Origin of the sequence: Sediminicoccus sp. BL-A-41-H5 (genome assembly GCF_050632405.1) — a bacterium.
GTDB lineage: Bacteria > Pseudomonadota > Alphaproteobacteria > Acetobacterales > Acetobacteraceae > Roseococcus.
On sequence record NZ_CP192601.1, the window covers coordinates 1,862,805 to 1,882,597 of the forward strand.

Here is a 19,793-nt window from a genome sequence, read left to right on the forward strand (position 1 = left end):
CAGAAGCGGAAGGGCGAGGAGATACTTCAAGGGGCCATGCCTCCGGGTCGTGAAGCTTCGTCGGTTGCGATCCGGGCGCGCAGCGCGCCCAGCCAGGGTTCGGGCAGCCGCCGCGGGGCAAGGCCCGCCGCATCCACGCAGGCGAGCGTCACCTCGATGACGGCCAATGTCTCCTCCCCCCGAAAGACCTCCTGCACCAGCAGCAGGCTTGCGGCCGCGCGGCGAATCCGGGTGGCGACCACCACCTCGTCATCGAGCCGCGCCGGGCGTGCATACTCCACGGCGGCGCGGCGCACCACCAGGAAGCACCCATGCAGCCGCTGCATTTCGGAATGGGGCAGGCCCATGTCGCGCAGGGCTTCGGTGCGCGCGCGCTCGGCCCAACGCAGGTAATTGGCGTGATAGACGACGCCGCCGGCATCCGTGTCCTCGAAATAGACCCGGATGGAGTGGCGGTGTTCGTAACTCTTCTTCACGCTGGACCATCCAGGAGATCGGGCTGCGTGGTGCTTCCGGCCGGCGGTGTCAGGCCCAGGTGGCGCCATCCCGCCTCGCCCAGCATGCGGCCGCGTGGCGTGCGCAGCACCAGCCCTTCCTGGATCAGGAAGGGCTCCACCACATCCTCCAGCGTGTCCCGGCTTTCCGAAAGGGCGGCGGCGAGCGTCTCGACGCCGACCGGGCCGCCATTGTGGTGCTCGGCGATGCGGCGGAGGTAGCGGCGGTCCATCGCATCGAGGCCCTTGGCGTCCACCTCGAGCCGTTCCAGCGCCAGGTTCGCCATGGCACGGTCCGCCACGCGGCCCTCGACCACGGCGAAATCCCGCACGCGGCGCAAGAGGCGGCCCGCGATGCGCGGCGTCCCGCGCGAGCGGTTGGCGATCTCCCTGGCCCCCTCCTCCGAAAGCGCGAAGGCGAGCTTCTCGGCACCACGCCGGACAATGCGAAAAAGCTCCTCCGGCGTGTAGAGGTTGAGGCGCAGCGGGATGCCGAAGCGGTCGCGGAGCGGCGTCGAGAGCAGGCCGGACCGCGTGGTCGCACCCACCAGGGTGAAGGGCGGCAGGTCGATGCGGACGGTGCGCGCGGCCGGCCCCTCGCCGATGATGAGGTCGAGCTGGAAATCCTCCATCGCGGGGTAGAGGGTCTCCTCGATGGCGGGCTGCAGCCGGTGGATCTCATCCACGAAGAGCACGTCGCGCGGCTGCAGGTTGGTCAGGATGGCGGCGAGGTCGCCCGCGCGTTGCAACACCGGGCCCGAGGTGGCGCGGAAGCCGACACCCATCTCGCGCGCCACGATCTGCGCGAGCGTGGTCTTGCCGAGGCCGGGGGGCCCATGCAGCAGCACATGGTCCAGCGCCTCGCCGCGCGCGGAGGCGGCCTGGATGAAGACCGAGAGGTTCTCGCGCAGCAGCTTCTGGCCGGTGAACTCGCTGAGGAGCTGGGGGCGGAGGCTCGCCTCCCCCGCATCCTCCTCCTGGCGCTCACGGCCGGTCAGGCGCTCAGACATGGCGGGCCGACTCCCGCAGTGCCAGGGTGATCAGCGCGTTGAGGTCGAAGCCGGCGGGCAGTTGCGCCTTGGCGCGGGCCACGGCGCGCTCCGCCTCGGGGCGCTTCAGGCCGAGGTTGAGCAGCGCGCTCACCGCATCGGCCTCGGGGCTTTCAGGGGCGACGGGGGCCAGCGTCACGCCGCCGCCATCCTCCTCGGGCGTGGCGCGGCCCACGGCCCATTTCTGCATCGCCGGCTCGTCAATCACGCGGTTGGCGGTGGCCGCCCCCAGGCCCTTCACCTCGGCCAGCTTCTTGCGCTCCTTGGCGGCGATGACGCGGGCGAGTTGCTCGGGCGAGAGGCCGGAGAGCACCAGCAGGGCCTTTTGCGGACCCACCGTCTTCACCTCGATCAGGGCGCGGAAGGCTTCGCGCTCGGCGGCGTCGAGGAAGCCGTAGAGGGTGATGGCGTCCTGGCTCACACGCGTCTCGACCAGCAGCTTCTGCACGCCGTCCCGCGCCGTCAGCCGGTCCAGCGTCTTGCGGGAGCAGGCGACGAGGTAGCCCACGCCGTTCACGTCGAGCACGCAGGCGCCGTCGGCGACGCCATCCACACGGCCGGTGAGCATGCCGATCATGCCTGCGCGAGCCTCGCGAGAAGGTTCCGCGTGCCGCGGTGATGCGCGTGGCAGATGGCGATGGCCAGCGCATCGGCCGCGTCCGCGCGCCTGAGCACCGCGCCGGGCAGCAGGCGCTTCACCATGTCCTGCACCTGGATCTTGTCGGCATGGCCGGTGCCGACGACGGCGCGCTTCACCTCCATCGCCTGGTATTCCGCAACCGGAAGCCCCGCCATGGCCGGGGCCAGCAGCGCGACACCGCGCGCCTGGCCGAGCTTGAGTGCGGCGGCCGGGTTCTTGTTCACATAAGTGTGCTCGACGGCCGCTTCATCCGGCCGCCATTCGCCGATCAGGTGCGACAGCGCGTTGTGGATCTGCACGAGCCGCGCCGGCAGCTCATCCACCGTGCCGGTGCTTATGGCGCCGGCCGCCACGAAGCGCAGATGCGAGCCCGCGCTCTCGATCACCCCCCAGCCCGTATGGGTCAGACCAGGGTCGATCCCGAGAATGCGAACGCCGCCGATCACATCAACCCGAGAGCTTCGCCATCACGGCGTCGCTCACCTCGAAATTGGCATAGACCTGCTGCACGTCGTCATGGTCGTCCAGCGCGTCGATGAACTTCAGCACACTGGCGGCGGCCTCCTCGTCCAGATCGACGGTCAGGTTGGGCTTCCACTCCAGCCGCGCGGCCTGGGGCTCGCCGAAGCGGGCCTCCAGCGCGTCGCGCACCGTGTTGAGGTCCTCGGGCAGGGTCAGCACCTCATGGCCATCGGCGGTGCTGCTCACATCCTGCGCGCCGGCCTCGATGGCGGCTTCCAGCATGGTGTCGGCATCCGCGACATTCGCGCCGAAGCGCAGAGCGCCCACGCGGTCGAACTGGAACGCCACCGTCTCGCCCATGGCGCCCCCGGCCTTGCCGAACATGGAGCGCAGGTCGCTCGCGGTGCGGTTGCGGTTGTCGGTCAGCGCCTCGACGATGATGGCGACCCCGCCGGGGCCCCGCCCCTCGTAGCGGACCTCGACATAATCCTCGCCCGAGCCGACGCCCTGCGCCTTCTTGATGGCGCGGTCCACCACATCCTTTGTCATGTTGGCGAGGCGGGCCGCCACCAGAGCGGCGCGCAGGCGCGGGTTGTGGTTCGGGTCGGGCAGGCCCTGCTTGGCCGCCACCGTGATCTCGCGGCTGATCTTCGCGAAGGCGCGGGCGCGCTTGGCGTCCTGCCCGCCCTTGCGGTGCATGATGTTCTTGAACTGTGAATGCCCAGCCATGGTCACTTCAGAAATCGGTTGAAGACGGGGGTATAGCGCCGGGCGCCGGGTTTCGCCACCATGCGGGGATGGACCCGCATGCCGTCAGCTCCCTCGACCAGCTCCTCTCCCTCTATGACGAGGTGACGCCCGTCGCCGCCTCGAAATCCACGGATCGGCTGGATGCGCCGACCCGCGCCTTCATCGCGGCCTCGCCCTTCTGCCTGCTGGGGACCCAGGGGGCGCGCGGCAACCACATCACCCCGCGCGGCGATGCGCCAGGCTTCGTCGAGGTGCTGGACGACCACCGCGTCATGCTGCCCGACCGCAAGGGCAACAACCGGCTGGACGGGCTGCGTGACATCCTGGAGGACAACCGGGTCTCCCTGCTCTTCCTCGTGCCCGGCGTGAACGAGACGCTGCGCCTGCATGGGCTGGCCACCATCTCGACCGATCCCGAACTCCGCGCCCGCTGTGTTGCCCAGGGCAAGACGCCGACCACGGTGCTGGTGGTCGAGGTGCGCGAGATCTTCATGCAATGCGCCAAGGCCTTCATGCGCTCGGGCCTCTGGGCCGGGCGGCCTCGGCCGGAGGGCGTGCCGACGATGGGGCAACTCATCGCAGCCCATAAGAGGGGCGGAATCGACCCGGCGGAGTATGATCAGGCGGCTCCGGCGCGGCTGAAGGCCAATCTCTACTGAACGAGCCGTCTCGCGCGCATGGCCCGGCTGGACGCACGGGCGGGTTGCGCCGCACTCTCCCTGCCTGATCAGGGAGGGAGCGACATGGAACTCAAGGGCAAGGTGGCGCTGGTCACCGGCGGCAATGGCGGCCTCGGCCAGCGGATCTGCGAGGCGCTGGCGCGTGAGGGCGTGCATCTCGCCGTCATGTATGCGCAAAGCCGCGAGCAGGCCGAGCAGGTGGCGCGCGACATCGCGGCCCGCCACCAGGTGAACACGGCGGCCTTCGGCTGCGACATCACGGACCCGGCCGCCGTGCAGGCGCTGGTCACGGCCGTGACGGCGCGCTTCGGGCGCCTCGACATCCTGGTGAACGACGCCGCCTTCAACAAGGCGATCCCCTTCCCTGACCTGGACGGCCTGACCGAGGAAGTGTGGGAGAAGATCATGGCGGTGAACCTCACCGGCCCCATGCGCCTGACCAAGGCCGTGGCCCCGGTGATGAAGGCGCAAGGGGCCGGGCGCATCGTCAACATCGCCTCCGTCGCCGGGCTCGGGCCCAGCGGCTCCTCCATCGCCTATGCCGTCTCCAAGGCCGGGCTGATCCATCTGACGAAGTGCATGGCGGTCGCCCTCGCCCCGCAGGTGCTGGTGAACTGCGTGGCACCGGGCCTGCTGGAGGGCACGCGCGCCACGGCGAACCTGCTGCCCGAGCAGATCGAGCGCTCGGCCGCCGGCGCGCTGCTCGGCAAGGCCGCCGACAAGGACGACTGCGCCGAGATGGTCGTCACCATGTGCCGGACCGAGACGATGACGGGCCAGACGGTGGTGATCGATTCCGGCCGAGTCTTCCACTGAGGCGCCACCCTTCGCGCCCGCGCCATTTGCGGGCAAGCTCCCGCCGCCCGATTCAGGAGGAAACCCCATGAAACTGCTCCGCTACGGCCCCAAGGGCCAGGAAAAGCCCGGCCTGCTCGATGCCAGCGGCACCATCCGCGACCTCTCCGGCGTCATCCCGGACGTGAATGGCGATGCGCTGGCGCCGGGCGTGCTGGCGAAGCTCGCCAAGATCGATCCGGCCACGCTGCCCGCCGTCACCGGCTCGCCGCGCATCGGCGCCTGCGTGACCGGCATGAAGAACCTGATCTGCATCGGCCTGAACTATGCCGACCACGCGGCCGAGACCGGGGCCGCCGTGCCGAAGGAGCCGATCGTCTTCATCAAGTCGCTCGGCGCGCTGAACGGCCCTTACGACGACATCATCATCCCCAAGAACTCGGTGAAGACCGACTGGGAATGCGAGCTCTGCGTCGTCATCGGCACCACCGCCCGCTACGTGACGGAGGAGGCCGCGATGGATCATGTGGCCGGCTACGCCGTCGGCAATGACGTGAGCGAGCGCGAATGGCAGGCCGAGCGCGGCCCGACCTGGGACAAGGGCAAGGGCTTCGAGACCTTCGGCCCGCTCGGCCCCTGGATGGTCACGAAGGACGAGGTGCCCGACCCGCAGGACCTGAAGATGTGGGCTGATGTGGATGGCGTCCGCCAGCAGGATGGCAGCACCAAGACCATGATCTTCAACGTGAAGCAGCTGGTGAGCTATGTCAGCCAGTGCATCACGCTCTTCCCCGGCGACGTGATCTTCACCGGCACGCCGCCCGGCGTGGGCCTCGGCAAGAAGCCCACACCCTGGTTCCTGAAGGCGGGCCAGGAAGTGAAGGTCGGCATTGCGGGCCTGGGCGAGCAGGTCACGCGCACCGTGGCCTACAAGGGCTGAGCGATGGGCGGCGCCGATCCCGTCCGATCGGCGGAGGGCGAAGCCCGAAGCCGTGAATCGGCCGGGCAGCCAACCGTCGTTCTTCAGATGGATTTCGCGACGGCGCCGCCCCCCTATCCGGCGCCGGGGGCGGAGCGGAACGCGCTGCTCCGCCCCCTCGCCCATTCCATCGCGGCCGATACGCCGGGCCTGGTCTGGAAGATCTGGACCGAGGATGCGGCGGCGGGCCGCGCCGGCGGGCTCTACGCTTTCACCACGCGGGAGCACGCGCTGGCCTATCAGGCCATGCACACCGAGCGCGTGACAGTACGCGGCGCCACCGACATCCGCGCCGTGCTCTGGGACATCAATGCCGAGCTGACGGCGATCACCAAGCCCGTCTGACGCTTCAGGCTTTCTTCATCTTCCGCGCCGATCCTCCGGGATGCGCGCCCCAGGGCGCGATCCATCCTCGGAGGGGCAGAACGCCATGCGTCGTGACCGAAAGCGCGTCCTCGTCACCGGCGGCGCCGGGTTCATCGGCACGCATCTCTGCGAGACGCTGCTGGCGCGGAATTGCCACGTGCTTTGCGTGGACAATTTCTTCACCGGCTCGCGCGAGAACATCGCGCATCTGCTGAGCGACCCCTTCTTCGAGTTGCTGCGGCACGACATCACCTTTCCGCTCTATGTGGAGGTGGATGAGATCTACAACCTCGCCTGCCCGGCCTCGCCCGTGCATTACCAGTTCGATCCGGTGCAGACGACCAAGACCAGCGTCATCGGCGCCATCAACATGCTGGGGCTCGCCAAGCGGCTGCGCGTGCCCATCCTCCAGGCCTCGACCAGCGAGGTCTATGGCGACCCGACGGTGCATCCCCAGCCCGAGGATTACCGCGGCAACGTCAACATGATCGGCCCCCGCGCCTGCTATGACGAGGGCAAGCGCTGCGCCGAGACGCTGTTCTTCGACTACCACCGGCAGCACAAGGTGCCGATCAAGGTGGTGCGCATCTTCAACACCTATGGGCCGCGCATGCACCCCAATGACGGGCGCGTCGTCTCCAACTTCATCATGCAGGCGCTGCGGGGCGAGCCCATCACGCTCTATGGCGATGGCGAGCAGACGCGCGCCTTCTGCTTCGTGGATGACCTGGTTGAGGGGATGGTCGGCTTCATGGAAACCGCCAGCGCCGGGACGGGACCGCTGAACCTCGGCAATCCCGGCGAGTTCACCATCCGACATCTGGCCGAGGAGGTGCTGCGCCTGACAGGCTCCGCCTCGCGCATTGAATTCCGTGACCTGCCGGCGGATGACCCCCGTCAGCGCCAGCCCGACATCACCAAGGCGCGCGCGGCGATCGGCTGGGAGCCGCGGATCCCGCTGGAGGCCGGCCTGATCCGCACCATCGAGGATTTCCGGCGGCGCTACTTTGAGACAGGCCGCAGCGCACGCTTCGCGGCCTGAGCCTCAGTCGTCGCGCTCCGTTCGGCGCACGAGGATCTCGCGCTTGCCGACATGGTTGGCGGGGCTGACGATCCCCTCCTTCTCCATCTGCTCGATGAGCTTGGCGGCACGGTTGTAGCCGATGTTCAGGTGCCGCTGGATGAAGCTGGTGCTCGCCTTGCCCTCGCGCGCCACCACATCCACCGCCTGGTCGAACAGCGACTTGTCGGCATCCGAGGCCGCAGCGATGCCGGAGAGGCCGACTTCGCCATCCTCCTCCACCTCGGTCACCTCTTCCACGTAATCCGGCTCGCCCTGCTCGCGCAGCCAGTCGGTGATGCGCTCCACCTCGGCATCGGCCACGAAGGGGCCGTGCACGCGCGTCATCCGCCCGCCGCCAGGCAGGAAGAGCATGTCGCCCTGGCCCAGCAGCTGTTCCGCGCCCTGCTCGCCCAGGATTGTGCGGCTGTCGATCTTGCTCGTGACCTGGAAGGAAATGCGCGTCGGGAAATTCGCCTTGATGGTGCCGGTGATGACATCCACCGAGGGCCGCTGCGTCGCCATGATGACGTGGATGCCGGCCGCGCGCGCCATCTGCGCCAGGCGCTGCACCGCCGCCTCGATCTCCTTGCCGGCCACGATCATCAGGTCCGCCATCTCATCAATGACGACGACGATCATGGGCAGCTTCTGGAGCGAGAGCGCCTGTTCCTCGAAGACGGGCTTGTTCGTCTCGGGGTCGAAGCCGGTCTGCACCTTTCGGGTCAGCACCTCGCCGCGGCCGAGGGCGGCGACCACCTTCTCATTGTAGCCGGTGATGTTGCGCACGCCGATCTGGCTCATCGCGCGGTAGCGGCGCTCCATCTCGCGCACGGTCCATTTGAGCGCGCCGATCGCCTTGGGCGGTTCGGTCACAACAGGGGCCAGCAGATGCGGGATGCGGTCATAGACCGAGAGCTCCAGCATCTTCGGGTCGATCATGATGAAGCGGCATTCGGCCGGGCTGTGCTTGTAGAGCAGCGAGAGGATGAAGGTGTTGATGCCGACCGACTTGCCCGAGCCCGTGGTGCCCGCGATCAGCAGATGCGGCATCCGCGCGAGGTCGGCGATGATGGGCGTGCCGCCGATATTCTTGCCGAGGATCAGCGGCAGCGAGGCGCCGGCGCGCTGGTATTCCTCGCTGGTCAGCATCTCCCGCAGCCAGACCGTCTCGCGCTTCACATTGGGCATCTCGATGCCCATCACGCTGCGGCCCGGCACGGTCGCGATACGCACGGATACCACGGACATGCTGCGCGCGATGTCGTCGGCCAGGCCGATGACGCGGGAGGATTTGGTGCCCGGCGCCGGCTCCAGCTCATACAGCGTGACGACGGGGCCGGGGCGGATCTCGGTGATGGCGCCGCTCACGCCGTAATCGCTCAGCACCTGTTCCAGCATGCGGGCATTGGCCTGCAGCGCCTCGGGGCTCGGGCCGCCGGCCACGCGGGGCGGCGTGGGGGAAAGCAGGTCGAGCGGAGGGGTGCGCCAGCCCTCGACGGGCAGGTCGAGCGTGGCCTGCTCGGGCGGCGCCTTGGGCTTGGCGGTGGGGGCGACGCGGGGCGTGCTGCGCGGCGCGGGGCGGACCTCAGGTTCCTGACGGAGCTTCGGGCGCTGCTCGACGGGAGCGGCCGCGGGCGGCTCCACATAGGGGGCGATGTGCGGCGTGGCGGCGGCGCGGTCGGCCTCCTTCAGCACGTCCATCAGATCGGCCGCCGGGGCCGGGCGCGGCTTGCGGCGGAAGAGGCCACCGAGGGCCACGAAGGGGCGCACCAGCAGATGGCGCTTGCGCGCGCCATAGACCGCGGCCTCCCCCACGCCACGCGCGGCGGTATCGGCCGTGGCCAGCGCCGCATCGGCGGTGACGCGGGCGGCGCGGCGCCAGTCGCTCGGCGAGGCGCCAAAGGCCAGGTAGATGAAGATCGCCGCAAAGCCACCGGTGACGAGCTGCGCGGTGAGCCGGCCGAGCGGCCCGAAGGCGCCTTCCAGCCCTCGCAGCAGCGCATCGGACAGCAACGGGCCGGCCACGCCGGAATCTGTGCCGGGCAGCAGGGCGAAGAGCGCGGCCAGCATGGGCGCGGCGATCATCAGGGCCACGATGCGCGCCGGCAGCAGGCTGACGCCGAGCTGCGTGATCATGCGCAGCGCCCAGCCCAGCAGGACGGCGCCCGGCAGATAGGCGGCCCAGCCGAAGGCCTGCCACAGCACATCGGAGACCAGGGCGCCCAGCGGGCCGGCCAGGTTGCGCGTGGGCCCGCTCGTCGCGGTGGAGAGGGAGGCATCGCCCGGGTGATAGGTGCCGACGGCGACCAGCAGCGCAAGGCCCGCGAAGCCCAGCAGGATGCCCAGGATCTCATTCACCCGCCGTCCGATCGCCTGCTTGACGGCGGGCGAGGCGAAACGGCTGAAGCCGGCGGTCGAATCACTCATCGGAGCCTCGGCAAAGGGACGCGCAACAGGGACCGGGCCTTCGGGGGCAGGCACGGGGGAAGCCGGGGGGTAGCGGGAAGATAGCAGCGCCGGGGGTGTTTCGCCACCGACTAAAGACCTTCGAACAGTTCCGTCGAGAGGTAGCGCTCGGCGAAGGAGGCGGCGATGCCCAGGATGAGCTTGCCCTCCATCCCTGGCTCCCGGGCCAAGCGGATCATGGCGTGCAGCACCGCGCCGGACGAGATGCCGACCGGCACGCCGTCCAGCCGCGCCACCTGCCGGGCGGCGGCAAAGGCCTCGCGCTCGGCCACGCGCTCCACGCCGTCGAGGCTGGCGAGGTCGAGAACACCGGGACAGAAGCCGGCGCCGATCCCCTGGATGCGGTGCGGCCCCGGCTCATCCCCGTTCAGCACGGCGCTTTCCGCGGGCTCGATGCCGATGACGCGCAGCCCGGGCTTGCGGGGCTTCAGCACGCGGGCGATGCCGGTCAGCGTGCCGCCGGTGCCGATGCCGCCCATGACCACGTCCACCTCACCGGCCGTGTCGCGCCAGATCTCCTCCGCCGTGGTGCGGGCATGGATGTCGGGGTTCGCGCCATTGTCGAATTGCCGGGCCATCCAGGCGCCCTTGGTCTTGGCCACGATCTCCTCGGCGCGGGAGATGGCGCCGGCCATGCCGCGCTTGGCCGGCGTGAGTTCCAGCTCGGCCCCCAGCAGCTTCAGCATCTTGCGCCGCTCGATTGAGGCGCCGTCGGGCATGACCACGACGATCCGGTAGCCCTTGGCGGCAGCCACGAAGGCGAGCGCGATGCCGGTGTTCCCGGAAGTGGGCTCGATGATGACGGACCGCTCGGGCGTGATCTCGCCCGCCGCTTCCGCCGCCTCGATCATGGCCAGCCCGATGCGGTCTTTCACCGAGCCGGCCGGGTTGAAGAATTCCAGCTTGAGCGCGAGCCGGGCCTTCAGCCCCTCGGCCGCCATCAGTCGGGGCAGCAGGACAGCCGGCGTCTCACCGACCGTGTCGAGGATGCTGGCGCGCAGGCGATGGCGGGTAGGGGGCGATTCGGCGTCCATGCGTGCCGGATACCACAAAAATCCCTGCCCATGACCCGCCAATGGCTGGATCGTCGGCCATTTTGCGCTATTCTACGCGAGAAAGCGGGAGAATTTCAGGACATGCTGCTGCGCCAGGATCGCGGGCTCCTCGCCCTCGACATCGCGCTCGACATCGCCTTCCACGCCGGGCGTGGGGGCGAGGTGACGGGTGCCGCCGAGATCGCCGAGCGCCTGGGGGCCGCGCGACGCGGGATCGAGCCGCTGCTGCAATCCCTGGTGCGGGCCGGTCTGCTCGATTCGCTGCGTGGCCCGCGCGGCGGCTACCGCATGGCCCGCGCCCCACGCGAGGTGCCGCTGATCGAGATCATCGCCGCGGTCACGGAGGATGAACCTCCGGCCGATCCCCCCGGCAAGCTGGCCGCGCTGGTCACCGCCCCTCTCTGGCAGGAGTTGGAGTCCGCGACCGCGAAGCGCCTCAAGGGGCTGACGCTGGAGGACCTGCTGAAGCGCGCGGCGGCGGCCGGGCTGCGGCGGCCGGTGACCGAGCCTTTGCATTTCGTGATTTGATTCCCTCATGCGCCGGGCGCGCGCTCCGCGCGCCCGGCTTCGCCGCGCCGCGGTTGCGCTGGGGCCAAGAGACCGGTTGAGCGGCGCCCGCCGCTGCGCGACCGGATTCTCGCATGGCAGGGCTGGATTTCTTCGCACTGCGCTGCCACGCCTAAGTCACGCATGCCCAAGATCACCGAAACCGCGCTGCGCGAGGCCGCGCTCGCCCATCTGGCCCGCTTCGCCACCACCGAGGCCGGGCTGCGGCGCGTGCTGGGCAACCGGATCCGCCGCTGGGCGCGAGAAGCCGCGGCCGAGGGGCAGGAGCCGGAGGCCATCGCCGCCACCGCCGCCGCGGCGAAGGCCCAGGCGGCGGCCATCGCCGCCCGGCTGGTGCAGGCCGGCGCGGTGGATGACGCCCTCTTTGCCCAGGCCCGTGCACGGCGACTGCAGGGCTCGGGCCGCTCGGCGCGGGCAACCCTCGCGCACCTCGCGGCCAAGGGTGTCGCCGCCAAGACGGCGCGCGCCGCACTGGCGCAGGAGGACATGCCCGGCGAGTTCGCGGCCGCACTGATCCTCTGCCGCAAGCGCCGCTTCGGCCCCTTCGCGGCCGAGGCGCCCGAGCCAGAGACGCGCCGCAAATGGCTCGCGAGCCTGGCCCGTGCCGGCTTCAGCGGCGAGGTGGCGCGCCGCGCCCTGGCGCTTTCCCGGCCCGAGGCCGAGCGCATGCTGGACGCGGCCCGATGAGCGGCAGCCGCATCGTCTTCACCCGCCAGGGCTTCTGGCGCGGCGTGCGGATCTCTCTCCCGATGGTGCCGGCCATGGCGCCGTTCGGCCTGATCGTCGGCGTGCTGGCGGATGCGCGCGGCCTCTCCCTGCTGGAGACCATGCTCATGTCGGCCCTGGTCTTCGCCGGCACCAGCCAGCTCGTGGCCCTGGAACTCTGGGCCGACCCCGCGCCCATCCTGGGTGCCACGCTCGCCGCCTTCGTCATCAACCTGCGCCTGGCCCCCATGGGGGCCGCGCTGGCCCCTTGGCTCGACAAGCTCCGCGGGTTGAAGCTCTGGGGCACGCTGGCGACGCTGGTGGACAACAGCTTCGCGATCTCCATCGCCGATCAGCGGGCAGGCGGGCGCGATGCGGCGCTGCTGCTGGGCGTGGGCCTGACCTTCTGGATCTTCTGGATGAGCATGACCGGCCTAGGCCATGCCTTCTCCGCCCTGATCGCCCTGCCGCCGGGCCACCCGATCTTCTTTGCGAGCGTCGCCACGCTGGTGGCGCTGATGGTGCCCCTCTGGCGCGGCGCGGGCGAGATCTTCCCATGGGCCGTCGCAGCGGTGGCGGCAGTCACCACCTCGCACGTCCTGGGCCTCGGCCAGCCCTGGCCGGTGCTGGCGGGCGCCATCATCGGCGCGGCGGCGGGCGCCTGGCGGGACCGGGTGCGGTAGGGCGGACCACCCCAGCGCGCGCCAGCGCACGCGTCACCTCAGCGCGCGCCAGCGCGCGACGTTCCGGTTGTGCTCCTCCAGCGTCCGCGCGAAGGCATGCCCGCCCGTGCCATCGGCGACGAAATAGAGGAACTCCGTCTCGGCCGGGCGGGTCGCGGCCCGCAGCGCCTCCCGCCCTGGCGAGGCAATGGGGCCGGGCGGAAGCCCGCGGATGCGGTAGGTGTTGAAGGGGTGCGGCTGCTCCAGATCCGCCCGCGTCAGCGGCCGGTCGAGTGGCATCCCCTGCCCCGGCACATAGGCGACCGTGGGGTCGGATTGCAGCATCATCCCGCGCCGCAGCCGGTTCACGAACACACCACCCACGAGCGCGCGCTCGCCCGCCACGCCCGTCTCACGCTCGATGATGGAGGCGAGGATGAGTGCCTCGCGCGGGTTCGCCAGCGGCAGGTTGGGCGCGCGCGCGGCCCAGGCCTCGGCCAGGGCCGCGTCCATGGCGGCCACGGCGCGGCGCGCCACGGAGGCGCGGCTGTCGCCCCAGGTGAAGGCATAGGTCTCGGGCAGGGCGGCGCCCTCGGCCAATGGCGGGACGTCGCCCGTCAGGCCCTCCGTGCGCTCCAGCAGGGCCATGATCTGCCGTGCGGTCAGGCCCTCGGGGATGGTCACCCGGCGTTGCACGGGCCGGCCCTCGCGGAGAACGGCCAGCACCTGCGCGATCGAGGCGCGGGCAGGGAAGGTGAACTCGGCCGCGCGCAGCGGCCCGTCGTCACGGCTGCGCCAGGCGGCGAAGGCGAAGAGGCGCGGATCGGTGATGACGCCGGCCTGGAGCAGCACGGATGCGATGCTCTCGGTGCCGCCGCGCGGGATGACGAGGTTGGTGGCTTCCGCCAAGGGCCCGGGGGCGGCGATGCGCTGCACCGCCATCCAGAAAGCCCCGCCGGCCAGCACGGCCAGGGCCAGGAGCCCGGCGCCGGCCAGCTTCAACAGGCGGGGCATGGGAGACTAGGGCGCGCCCCGGAAGATGACCGAGGCGTTGGTGCCGCCGAAGCCGAAGCTGTTGGAGAGCGCCACGTCGATCTTGCGCTCCTGCGCCACCTTGGCCACGCGGTCGATCGGGCTCTCGCGCGAGGGGTTTTCCAGGTTCAGGGTGGGCGGCGCCACATTGTCGCGGACGGCCAGGATGGAGAAGATCGCCTCCACCGCACCGGCCGCACCCAGCAGGTGGCCCGTCGCCGACTTGGTCGAGGACATGGCGAGGCCCTTCGCGTCATCGCCGAAGAGGCGCTCGACGGCGGAGAGCTCGATGTCGTCGCCGAGCGGCGTGCTGGTGCCGTGGGCGTTCACATAGTGCACGTCCGCCGGCGTCAGGCCGGCATCGCGCAGCGCGGCCTTCATGGCGCGGAAGCCGCCATCGCCATCCTCGGCGGGCGAGGTGATGTGATAGGCGTCGCCGCTCATTCCATAGCCGATGACCTCGGCATGGATGGTCGCACCGCGCGCCTTGGCGTGCTCGTATTCCTCGAGGACCAGGACGCCGGCGCCCTCGCCCATCACGAAGCCGTCGCGGTCGGCATCCCAGGGCCGGGAGGCGGCGGTCGGCGTGTCGTTGAACTTGGTGGACAGGGCACGCGCCGCACAGAAGCCGCCGATGCCGAGTTCGCAGATCGCGGCCTCGGCCCCGCCGGCCACCATCACATCGGCGTCGCCCAGCGCGATCAGGCGCGCGGCATCGCCAATGGCGTGCACGCCGGTCGCGCAGGCGGTCACGGCCGAATGGTTCGGGCCCTTGAAGCCGTAGCGGATGGAAACATGGCCCGAGGCGAGGTTGACCAGGGCGGAGGGAATGAAGAAAGGCGAAAGGCGCCGCGTGCGGCCGGCGGCCACCAGCGTCGCCGCCTCCTGGATCGTCTCCAGACCACCGATGCCCGAGCCGATCATCACGCCCGTGGCGCAACGCCCGGCCTCATCCTCCGGCATCCAGCCCGAGGTCTCGATCGCCTCCACAGCCGCCACAAGGGCAAGCTGGATGAAGCGATCCATCTTCTTCTGATCCTTGACGGGGATCCACTCGGCGAGGTCAAGCCGGCCGTCCGCCTTCACGCCGGCCGGAACCTGCCCGGCGATCCGCGCCGGGAGGTCCTTCACGTCGAAGGACTGGATGTTGGAGATGCCGCTTTCGCCGTTGATCAGCCGCTTCCAGACATTGTCGATCCCGAGCCCAAGCGGGCTCGCGATCCCCATGCCGGTGACGACGACGCGGCGCGGCGCATGACCCTGCGCGAACACGTGGCGTTCCTATCCCTGTCGAGGCGTCAGGCGCGGCAGGTCAGGCCGAGGCCTGCTGCTTCTCGATGAACTCGATCGCGTCCTTCACGGTCTGGATCTTCTCCGCCGCGTCGTCCGGGATCTCCACGCCGAAGGCCTCCTCGAAGGCCATGACCAGCTCGACCGTGTCGAGGCTGTCCGCGCCGAGATCGTCAATGAACGAAGCCTCGGCCGTCACCTTGGCCTCTTCGACGCCCAGATGCTCGACAACGATCTTCTTAACCTTTTCGGCGGTCTCGCTCATTACTCTGTTCTCCTGCTGCCAGCGGTCCCTAGGAAGCTTCCCATGGGTCCAGCCGGGATTCCCCCCTGGAGCCATCGGTCAGGCTCCGCAGGGCCGGTTACCATGATCGTGCGGGGCGGACTAGGCTGCCGCGCGCGCCGTGGCAAGCCCGCAACTTGGAATTTCTGCCCCGCGTTGCAGCAGTTCGGCCGTTCACTTCAAGCTTCACCAGATTACGGCCATCTCTTCCGGGCCTTAGCCCTCGGTTAACCCCCCCGCCGGCAAACTGCCCGCGCGGCAGGACGCCGCTGATGGGGTGTGGCTTGGCCAAGCGTGGCAAGGGGGATGGCGGGATCACCGTCATCAAGCGGATCGAGGAGGGCGGCCATGGGCATCATGGCGGCGCCTGGAAGGTCGCCTATGCCGATTTCGTAACCGCCATGATGGCCTTCTTCCTGCTGATGTGGCTGCTCAACGCGACCACCGAGGAACAGCGCCGCGGCATCGCCGATTTCTTCAACCCCTCCAACGCGCTCGCCACCGGCGCCTCGGGCACCGGGCAGCCCTTCGGCGGCATGACGCCGCACAGCGCGGGCAACATGGCCTCCGACACCGGCGCCATCCGGCTGGAGCGGGGCCCCCGCCCCACCGAGCAGGAGCTGGAGGAGGACGAAAGCGACCGCCCCGCCGAGCCGACCCGCCGCATCCCAGGCCCGCCCGGCGAAGAGGACAGCCGCGCGGCCCGCGTGGATTCGGTGAGCGACCCGCGCCCCGATTCGATGCATGAGGCGAGCGCCGAGCCCACGCCCCCCGCCCCGCCCGCCCCACCGCTGACCGGCGAGGCCGCCCGCCGGCTGGAGGCCGCGCGCGCCGAACAGGAGCGCTTCGAGGACATGGCCGACGCGCTCCGCCAGACCTTCCTGGCGGACCCGGCGCTGGCCGAGCTTGCCCGCCAGGTCCTGGTCGAGATCACGCCCGAGGGACTGCGGGTGCAGCTGCTGGAGGCCGACGGCCAGCCCATGTTCGCGACCGGCGGCGCCCAACCCACCGAACGCGCGCGGCAGATGATCCAGCGCGTCGCCCAGGCCGCCGCCCGCCTGCCCAACCCCATCCAGGTCACCGGCCACACGGACAGCACGCCCTTCCGCGGCGGCGGCGCCCGCAGCAACTGGGACCTCTCCGCCGAGCGCGCCAATGCCACCCGCCGCCTGCTGAGCGAGGCGGGCGTCGCCGAATCGCGCATCCAGGGCGTCACCGGCATGGCCGACCGCGCGCCGCTGCTGCCCGAACAACCCCAGGCCGCCGGCAATCGCCGCGTCGCCATCACCTTGTTGCGCCAAGCGGAGCCCGCCCGATGACCACGATCCTCGGCCTGGTCGTCGTGTTCATCATGGTGTTCGGCGGCTACATGCTCGCCGGCGGCAAGTTCGGCATCATCATCAAGGCCCTGCCCTTCGAGATGATGATGATCGGCGGCGCCGCGCTGGGCACCTTCCTCATGGCCAATTCCATGCATGACGTGAAACACACGCTGGGCGGATTTGGCAAAATCCTGAAGGGGCCGCGCTTCAAGAAGGAGGACTACACCGAAATCCTCTCGCTGCTCTATTATTTCGTGCGGCTCGCGCAGACCAAGGGCGCCATGGCGCTGGAGCCGCATATCGAGCGGCCGGACGAGAGCCCCGCCTTCAGCAAGTTCCCCAAGATCCAGAAGGACCACCACGCGACCGACCTGATCTGCGACTACCTGCGCATGATCGGCATGAACGCCGATGACCCGCACCAGATCGAGGACACGATGGCGCGCGAGCTGAAGAAGCTGAAGGAGGAGGAGATGCACCCCTCCCACGCCATGCAGAGCACCGCCGATGCGCTGCCAGCGCTCGGTATCGTCGCCGCCGTGCTGGGCGTGATCAAGACCATGGCCTCGATCGACAGCCCACCCTCGGTGCTGGGCGGGATGATCGGCGGCGCGCTGGTGGGAACCTTCCTCGGGATCTTCCTGGCCTATGGCATGATGGGGCCCTTCGCCTCCCGGCTGAAGGGCATCGTCGAGGAGGAGGCCGCCTATTACGAGGTGATCCGCGCCGTGCTCGTGGCCCATCTGCACGGCAATGCGCCGCAGGTCTCCGTCGAGACGGGCCGCAAGGTCGCGCCCTCCTTCCTCATGCCGAGCTTCGCCGAGACCGAGGCTGCGCTGCAGGAGCTTTCCATCACCTGAGGGCGCGGGCATGGTCGGCGCCATGGACAGCTTGCCAGACCACATCCGCGCCCAGGCGCTCTCCCCCTTCCACGGCCTGCTCGGCATCGAGATGCAGCATTGGGAGGAGGGCCTGGCCCGCCTCGTCTGCACGCCCGGGCCGCAGCACGCGAATCGCTCCGGGATCGTACATGGCGGCGTGATGCTGGCGCTGCTGGACCAGGTGAACGCCTTCGCCGGCCTCTATTGCCCGACGCCGGGGCGCAAGCGGCATGCCGTGACGCTCGACCTCGACACGCGGTTCACCGGGCAGGGCAAGCTGGGTGCCGTGCTGATCGCGGAGGGGCGGCTGGTCAGTGCCGGGCGCAACATCTTCTTCGCGCGCGGCGAGGTGCGGGACGCGGCCGGCGACCTGATCGCCTTCGGCGCCTCCACCCATCGCTACCGCGCGGGCAGCCATACGCTGGAGGGCGTGCCAGCGGAGTGACGGCTACAGCCGCTTCTCGAGGAAGCGGCTGATGGACGAGGCACGATAGCCGCCGAAGGGCGCGCAGTCGGTGAAGCCCGCGCTGCGATACAGCGCCTCCGCCGCGCCGTTGCGGGTGCCGACCTCGAGCCGCAGCAGCGTGACGCCCTGGGCCCGGGCCACCGCCTCGGCGGCCCTCAGCAGCGCCTCACCCACGCCTTGCCGCTGATGTGCGGGGTCCACCACCATGCGCTTCAGTTCGGCCGTGCCGTCCGCCTGCTCCATGAGCGCGCAGCAGCCGGCGGCGAAGCCATCCCGCCGGGCCAGCAGGAGATGGATGCCCGGCGCATCCAGCGTCGCCGGGTTCAGCGCACGGCGGGGCTCACCCGGGTAGAGCGCCGCGGCGATCTCGTCCGAAAGACGCAGCAGCGCCGCCACCGCGGTTTGGCGCGGCGTTTCCACCGCGACGGTCAGGCTCATCCGCCGGGCACCCAAACGCGGAAGGTCGCCCCCGCGCCCAACTCGCTCTCGATGGCGAGCTGCCCGCGATGGCGGGTCAGGATGTGCTTCACGATGGCGAGGCCAAGGCCCGTATTGCCCGCCCCGCGCGCGCGGGCCTTGTCCACGCGGTAGAAGCGCTCGGTCAGGCGCGGGATGTGCTCGCGCGCGACACCCGGCCCGTCATCCTGCACGCTGAAGGCCACGCCCTCGCGCCCCCCGAACAGAGCCGGCTCGGCCGCAAGCCGCACCTCGGCGCGGGCGTGCCGCAACGCGTTGTCCAGCAGGTTGCGCGCCACCTGGCCCAGTTGATCGGCATCGGCCGGGCTCGCCGTGAGCGGGCCCTCCGGCAGCGCGACAACAAGGCGCACGCCGCGCGCCGCGTAGAGCGGCTCCATCGCCGCCGCCTCGGCGCGCAGCAGGTCGCCGAGGTCGGCCGTCTCGGAGGGCGGCTGGTGCTCGCTCATCTCGACGCGGGAGAGGCCGAGCAGGTCATCAATCAGGCGGCGCATGCGCTCCGACTGCTCGGCCATGATGGCGAGGAAGCGCTGCTGCGCCTCCGGGTCGTCGCGCGCCGGGCCGCGCAGCGTCTCGATGAAGCCCATGACGCTGGCGAGCGGCGTGCGGAGTTCGTGGCTCGCATTGGTGATGAAGTCGGCCCGCATGCGTTCCACCGCGCGCGCCGCCGTGCGGTCGGCCAGCATGATGACGAGGCGGCCGCCATCGGCCAGCGGCGGCTGCATCAGCATGACCTGGCCCGAGAGGTCGCGCGTGACGGCGCCGGGCAGCGCGAGTTCCACCGCCTGGGGTCCGCCATCGGCCAGGCAGCGGTCCAGCGCCGCCGCGAGGATGGGATGGCGCAGCAGCGCACCGAGGTCACCGCGTGAGAGCCCCTCCCCCACCAGGCCAAAGAGGCGGCGCGCGGCCTGGTTGGCGCGCAACGGCGCGCGGTCGGCGGCGAGGACGATCAGCGGGTCGGGCAGCGCCTCGACGATCTGCTGGTCGGCCGCGCGCAACTGGCCCACCAGTTCGGCACGCGCCTGAAGCGAGCGGGTGAGGCGCGCAAGCCCCTCCTCGATTTCGCCCAGGGCCGGCAGGCGGGGGGCGGGCAAGGGCGCGCTGAAGGGGCCCTGCTCCTCGGCGGCGCGGCGCAGCGCGGCGTTGAGCCGCGCCACCCCGGCCAGCCAGGACCAGGCCAGGGCGAAGCCCGCCGCCAGGCAGAGCGCCGTGCCGAGCAGCGCGGGCCCGGCTGCCAGATGGCCGGTCACCATCAGTCCGCCCAGCACCAGGACAGGTACGCCGGCGATGAGCGCGGTGGTGAGGAGAAGCC

At 70.5% G+C, this 19,793-nt stretch carries 23 protein-coding genes; 11 read left to right on the forward strand and 12 right to left on the reverse strand.

Annotated features, from left to right (window positions below; genetic code table 11):
- Positions 1 to 26 precede the first annotated feature (26 nt).
- The 5 genes from ACQ860_RS09355 to ACQ860_RS09375 are packed head-to-tail and all read right to left on the reverse strand — an operon-like array spanning position 27 to position 3,374.
- On the reverse strand, positions 27 to 476 hold the full coding sequence (locus ACQ860_RS09355) for a YbgC/FadM family acyl-CoA thioesterase (RefSeq protein WP_431303107.1): 450 nt from the start codon (positions 474 to 476) through the stop codon (positions 27 to 29).
- Positions 473 to 1,504: a Holliday junction branch migration DNA helicase RuvB gene (ruvB, locus tag ACQ860_RS09360; protein WP_431303108.1), complete on the reverse strand. Its 1,032-nt coding sequence runs from the start codon at positions 1,502 to 1,504 to the stop codon at positions 473 to 475. Before ruvB ends, ACQ860_RS09355 begins: the two co-directional genes overlap by 4 nt.
- Complete coding sequence (gene ruvA / locus ACQ860_RS09365) at positions 1,497 to 2,120, reverse strand: Holliday junction branch migration protein RuvA (protein WP_431303109.1); 624 nt, start codon at positions 2,118 to 2,120, stop codon at positions 1,497 to 1,499. The genes ruvB and ruvA overlap by 8 nt, the downstream gene beginning before the upstream one ends.
- Positions 2,117 to 2,629 (reverse strand): crossover junction endodeoxyribonuclease RuvC, encoded by a 513-nt coding sequence (gene ruvC, locus ACQ860_RS09370; protein ID WP_431303110.1) that lies wholly within the window; start codon positions 2,627 to 2,629, stop codon positions 2,117 to 2,119. Before ruvC ends, ruvA begins: the two co-directional genes overlap by 4 nt.
- A 1-nt stretch (position 2,630) precedes the next feature.
- Positions 2,631 to 3,374, reverse strand: a complete 744-nt coding sequence (locus ACQ860_RS09375) for a YebC/PmpR family DNA-binding transcriptional regulator (protein WP_431303111.1) — start codon at positions 3,372 to 3,374, stop codon at positions 2,631 to 2,633.
- A 68-nt stretch (positions 3,375 to 3,442) separates the two neighbouring features.
- On the opposite strand from ACQ860_RS09375, the gene ACQ860_RS09380 reads away from it, so the two are divergent.
- The 5 genes from ACQ860_RS09380 (at position 3,443) to ACQ860_RS09400 (ending at position 7,257) form a co-directional block, all read left to right on the forward strand.
- Positions 3,443 to 4,054, forward strand: a complete 612-nt coding sequence (locus ACQ860_RS09380) for a pyridoxamine 5'-phosphate oxidase family protein (protein WP_431303112.1) — start codon at positions 3,443 to 3,445, stop codon at positions 4,052 to 4,054.
- Positions 4,055 to 4,138: 84 nt separating this feature from the next.
- Positions 4,139 to 4,891 (forward strand): SDR family NAD(P)-dependent oxidoreductase, encoded by a 753-nt coding sequence (locus tag ACQ860_RS09385; protein ID WP_431303113.1) that lies wholly within the window; start codon positions 4,139 to 4,141, stop codon positions 4,889 to 4,891.
- A 67-nt stretch (positions 4,892 to 4,958) separates the two neighbouring features.
- A complete protein-coding gene (locus tag ACQ860_RS09390) occupies positions 4,959 to 5,810 on the forward strand; it encodes a fumarylacetoacetate hydrolase family protein (protein ID WP_431303114.1) in 852 nt (283 codons plus the stop codon).
- An 87-nt stretch (positions 5,811 to 5,897) separates the two neighbouring features.
- The gene (locus tag ACQ860_RS09395) at positions 5,898 to 6,194 is read left to right on the forward strand and encodes a YdhR family protein (RefSeq protein WP_431303115.1); all 297 of its coding nucleotides are present in this window, start codon (positions 5,898 to 5,900) and stop codon (positions 6,192 to 6,194) included.
- A gap of 85 nt (positions 6,195 to 6,279) precedes the next feature.
- Positions 6,280 to 7,257, forward strand: a complete 978-nt coding sequence (locus ACQ860_RS09400; protein WP_431303116.1) for a UDP-glucuronic acid decarboxylase family protein — start codon at positions 6,280 to 6,282, stop codon at positions 7,255 to 7,257.
- A 3-nt stretch (positions 7,258 to 7,260) separates the two neighbouring features.
- Here ACQ860_RS09400 and ACQ860_RS09405 read toward each other — a convergent pair whose 3' ends face one another.
- On the reverse strand, positions 7,261 to 9,705 hold the full coding sequence (locus ACQ860_RS09405) for a DNA translocase FtsK (RefSeq protein ID WP_431303117.1): 2,445 nt from the start codon (positions 9,703 to 9,705) through the stop codon (positions 7,261 to 7,263).
- 110 nt (positions 9,706 to 9,815) lie between these two features.
- Positions 9,816 to 10,778 carry a cysteine synthase A gene (cysK, locus tag ACQ860_RS09410; RefSeq protein WP_431303118.1) on the reverse strand — a complete coding sequence of 321 codons (963 nt, stop codon included), beginning with the start codon at positions 10,776 to 10,778 and terminating at the stop codon, positions 9,816 to 9,818.
- A 102-nt stretch (positions 10,779 to 10,880) separates the two neighbouring features.
- On the opposite strand from cysK, the gene ACQ860_RS09415 reads away from it, so the two are divergent.
- From ACQ860_RS09415 to ACQ860_RS09425, 3 genes are all read left to right on the forward strand, one after another.
- Positions 10,881 to 11,327: an RrF2 family transcriptional regulator gene (locus tag ACQ860_RS09415; protein WP_431303119.1), complete on the forward strand. Its 447-nt coding sequence runs from the start codon at positions 10,881 to 10,883 to the stop codon at positions 11,325 to 11,327.
- 162 nt (positions 11,328 to 11,489) lie between these two features.
- Positions 11,490 to 12,053, forward strand: a complete 564-nt coding sequence (locus tag ACQ860_RS09420) for a regulatory protein RecX (RefSeq protein WP_431303120.1) — start codon at positions 11,490 to 11,492, stop codon at positions 12,051 to 12,053.
- Positions 12,050 to 12,754, forward strand: coding sequence for an AzlC family ABC transporter permease (locus ACQ860_RS09425; RefSeq protein WP_431303121.1), 705 nt, complete (start codon positions 12,050 to 12,052; stop codon positions 12,752 to 12,754). Before ACQ860_RS09420 ends, ACQ860_RS09425 begins: the two co-directional genes overlap by 4 nt.
- 33 nt (positions 12,755 to 12,787) lie before the next feature.
- On the opposite strand, the gene mltG is transcribed toward ACQ860_RS09425, so the two are convergent.
- The 3 genes from mltG to ACQ860_RS09440 are packed head-to-tail and all read right to left on the reverse strand — an operon-like array spanning position 12,788 to position 15,320.
- Positions 12,788 to 13,747, reverse strand: coding sequence for an endolytic transglycosylase MltG (gene mltG / locus ACQ860_RS09430; protein ID WP_431303122.1), 960 nt, complete (start codon positions 13,745 to 13,747; stop codon positions 12,788 to 12,790).
- A 6-nt stretch (positions 13,748 to 13,753) separates the two neighbouring features.
- Positions 13,754 to 15,037 (reverse strand): beta-ketoacyl-ACP synthase II, encoded by a 1,284-nt coding sequence (fabF, locus tag ACQ860_RS09435; RefSeq protein WP_431303123.1) that lies wholly within the window; start codon positions 15,035 to 15,037, stop codon positions 13,754 to 13,756.
- Positions 15,038 to 15,077: 40 nt separating this feature from the next.
- Positions 15,078 to 15,320 (reverse strand): acyl carrier protein, encoded by a 243-nt coding sequence (locus ACQ860_RS09440; RefSeq protein ID WP_213613217.1) that lies wholly within the window; start codon positions 15,318 to 15,320, stop codon positions 15,078 to 15,080.
- Positions 15,321 to 15,622: 302 nt separating this feature from the next.
- Here ACQ860_RS09440 and ACQ860_RS09445 point away from each other — a divergent pair, with 302 nt between their 5' ends.
- The 3 genes from ACQ860_RS09445 to ACQ860_RS09455 are packed head-to-tail and all read left to right on the forward strand — an operon-like array spanning position 15,623 to position 17,986.
- Complete coding sequence (locus tag ACQ860_RS09445; protein ID WP_431303124.1) at positions 15,623 to 16,657, forward strand: flagellar motor protein MotB; 1,035 nt, start codon at positions 15,623 to 15,625, stop codon at positions 16,655 to 16,657.
- Entirely contained in the window at positions 16,654 to 17,520 is an 867-nt protein-coding gene (gene motA, locus ACQ860_RS09450) for a flagellar motor stator protein MotA (RefSeq protein ID WP_431303125.1), read from the forward strand. The genes ACQ860_RS09445 and motA overlap by 4 nt, the downstream gene beginning before the upstream one ends.
- Positions 17,521 to 17,542: 22 nt before the next feature.
- Positions 17,543 to 17,986: a PaaI family thioesterase gene (locus ACQ860_RS09455; protein ID WP_431303126.1), complete on the forward strand. Its 444-nt coding sequence runs from the start codon at positions 17,543 to 17,545 to the stop codon at positions 17,984 to 17,986.
- 3 nt (positions 17,987 to 17,989) lie between these two features.
- Here the strand turns inward: ACQ860_RS09455 and ACQ860_RS09460 are convergent, their stop codons facing one another.
- Together ACQ860_RS09460 and ACQ860_RS09465 are read right to left on the reverse strand one after the other, a co-directional pair.
- A complete protein-coding gene (locus ACQ860_RS09460; protein ID WP_431303127.1) occupies positions 17,990 to 18,445 on the reverse strand; it encodes a GNAT family N-acetyltransferase in 456 nt (151 codons plus the stop codon).
- Positions 18,442 to 19,749, reverse strand: coding sequence for an ATP-binding protein (locus tag ACQ860_RS09465; protein WP_431303128.1), 1,308 nt, complete (start codon positions 19,747 to 19,749; stop codon positions 18,442 to 18,444). Before ACQ860_RS09465 ends, ACQ860_RS09460 begins: the two co-directional genes overlap by 4 nt.
- Between the last annotated feature and the right edge of the window lie 44 nt (positions 19,750 to 19,793).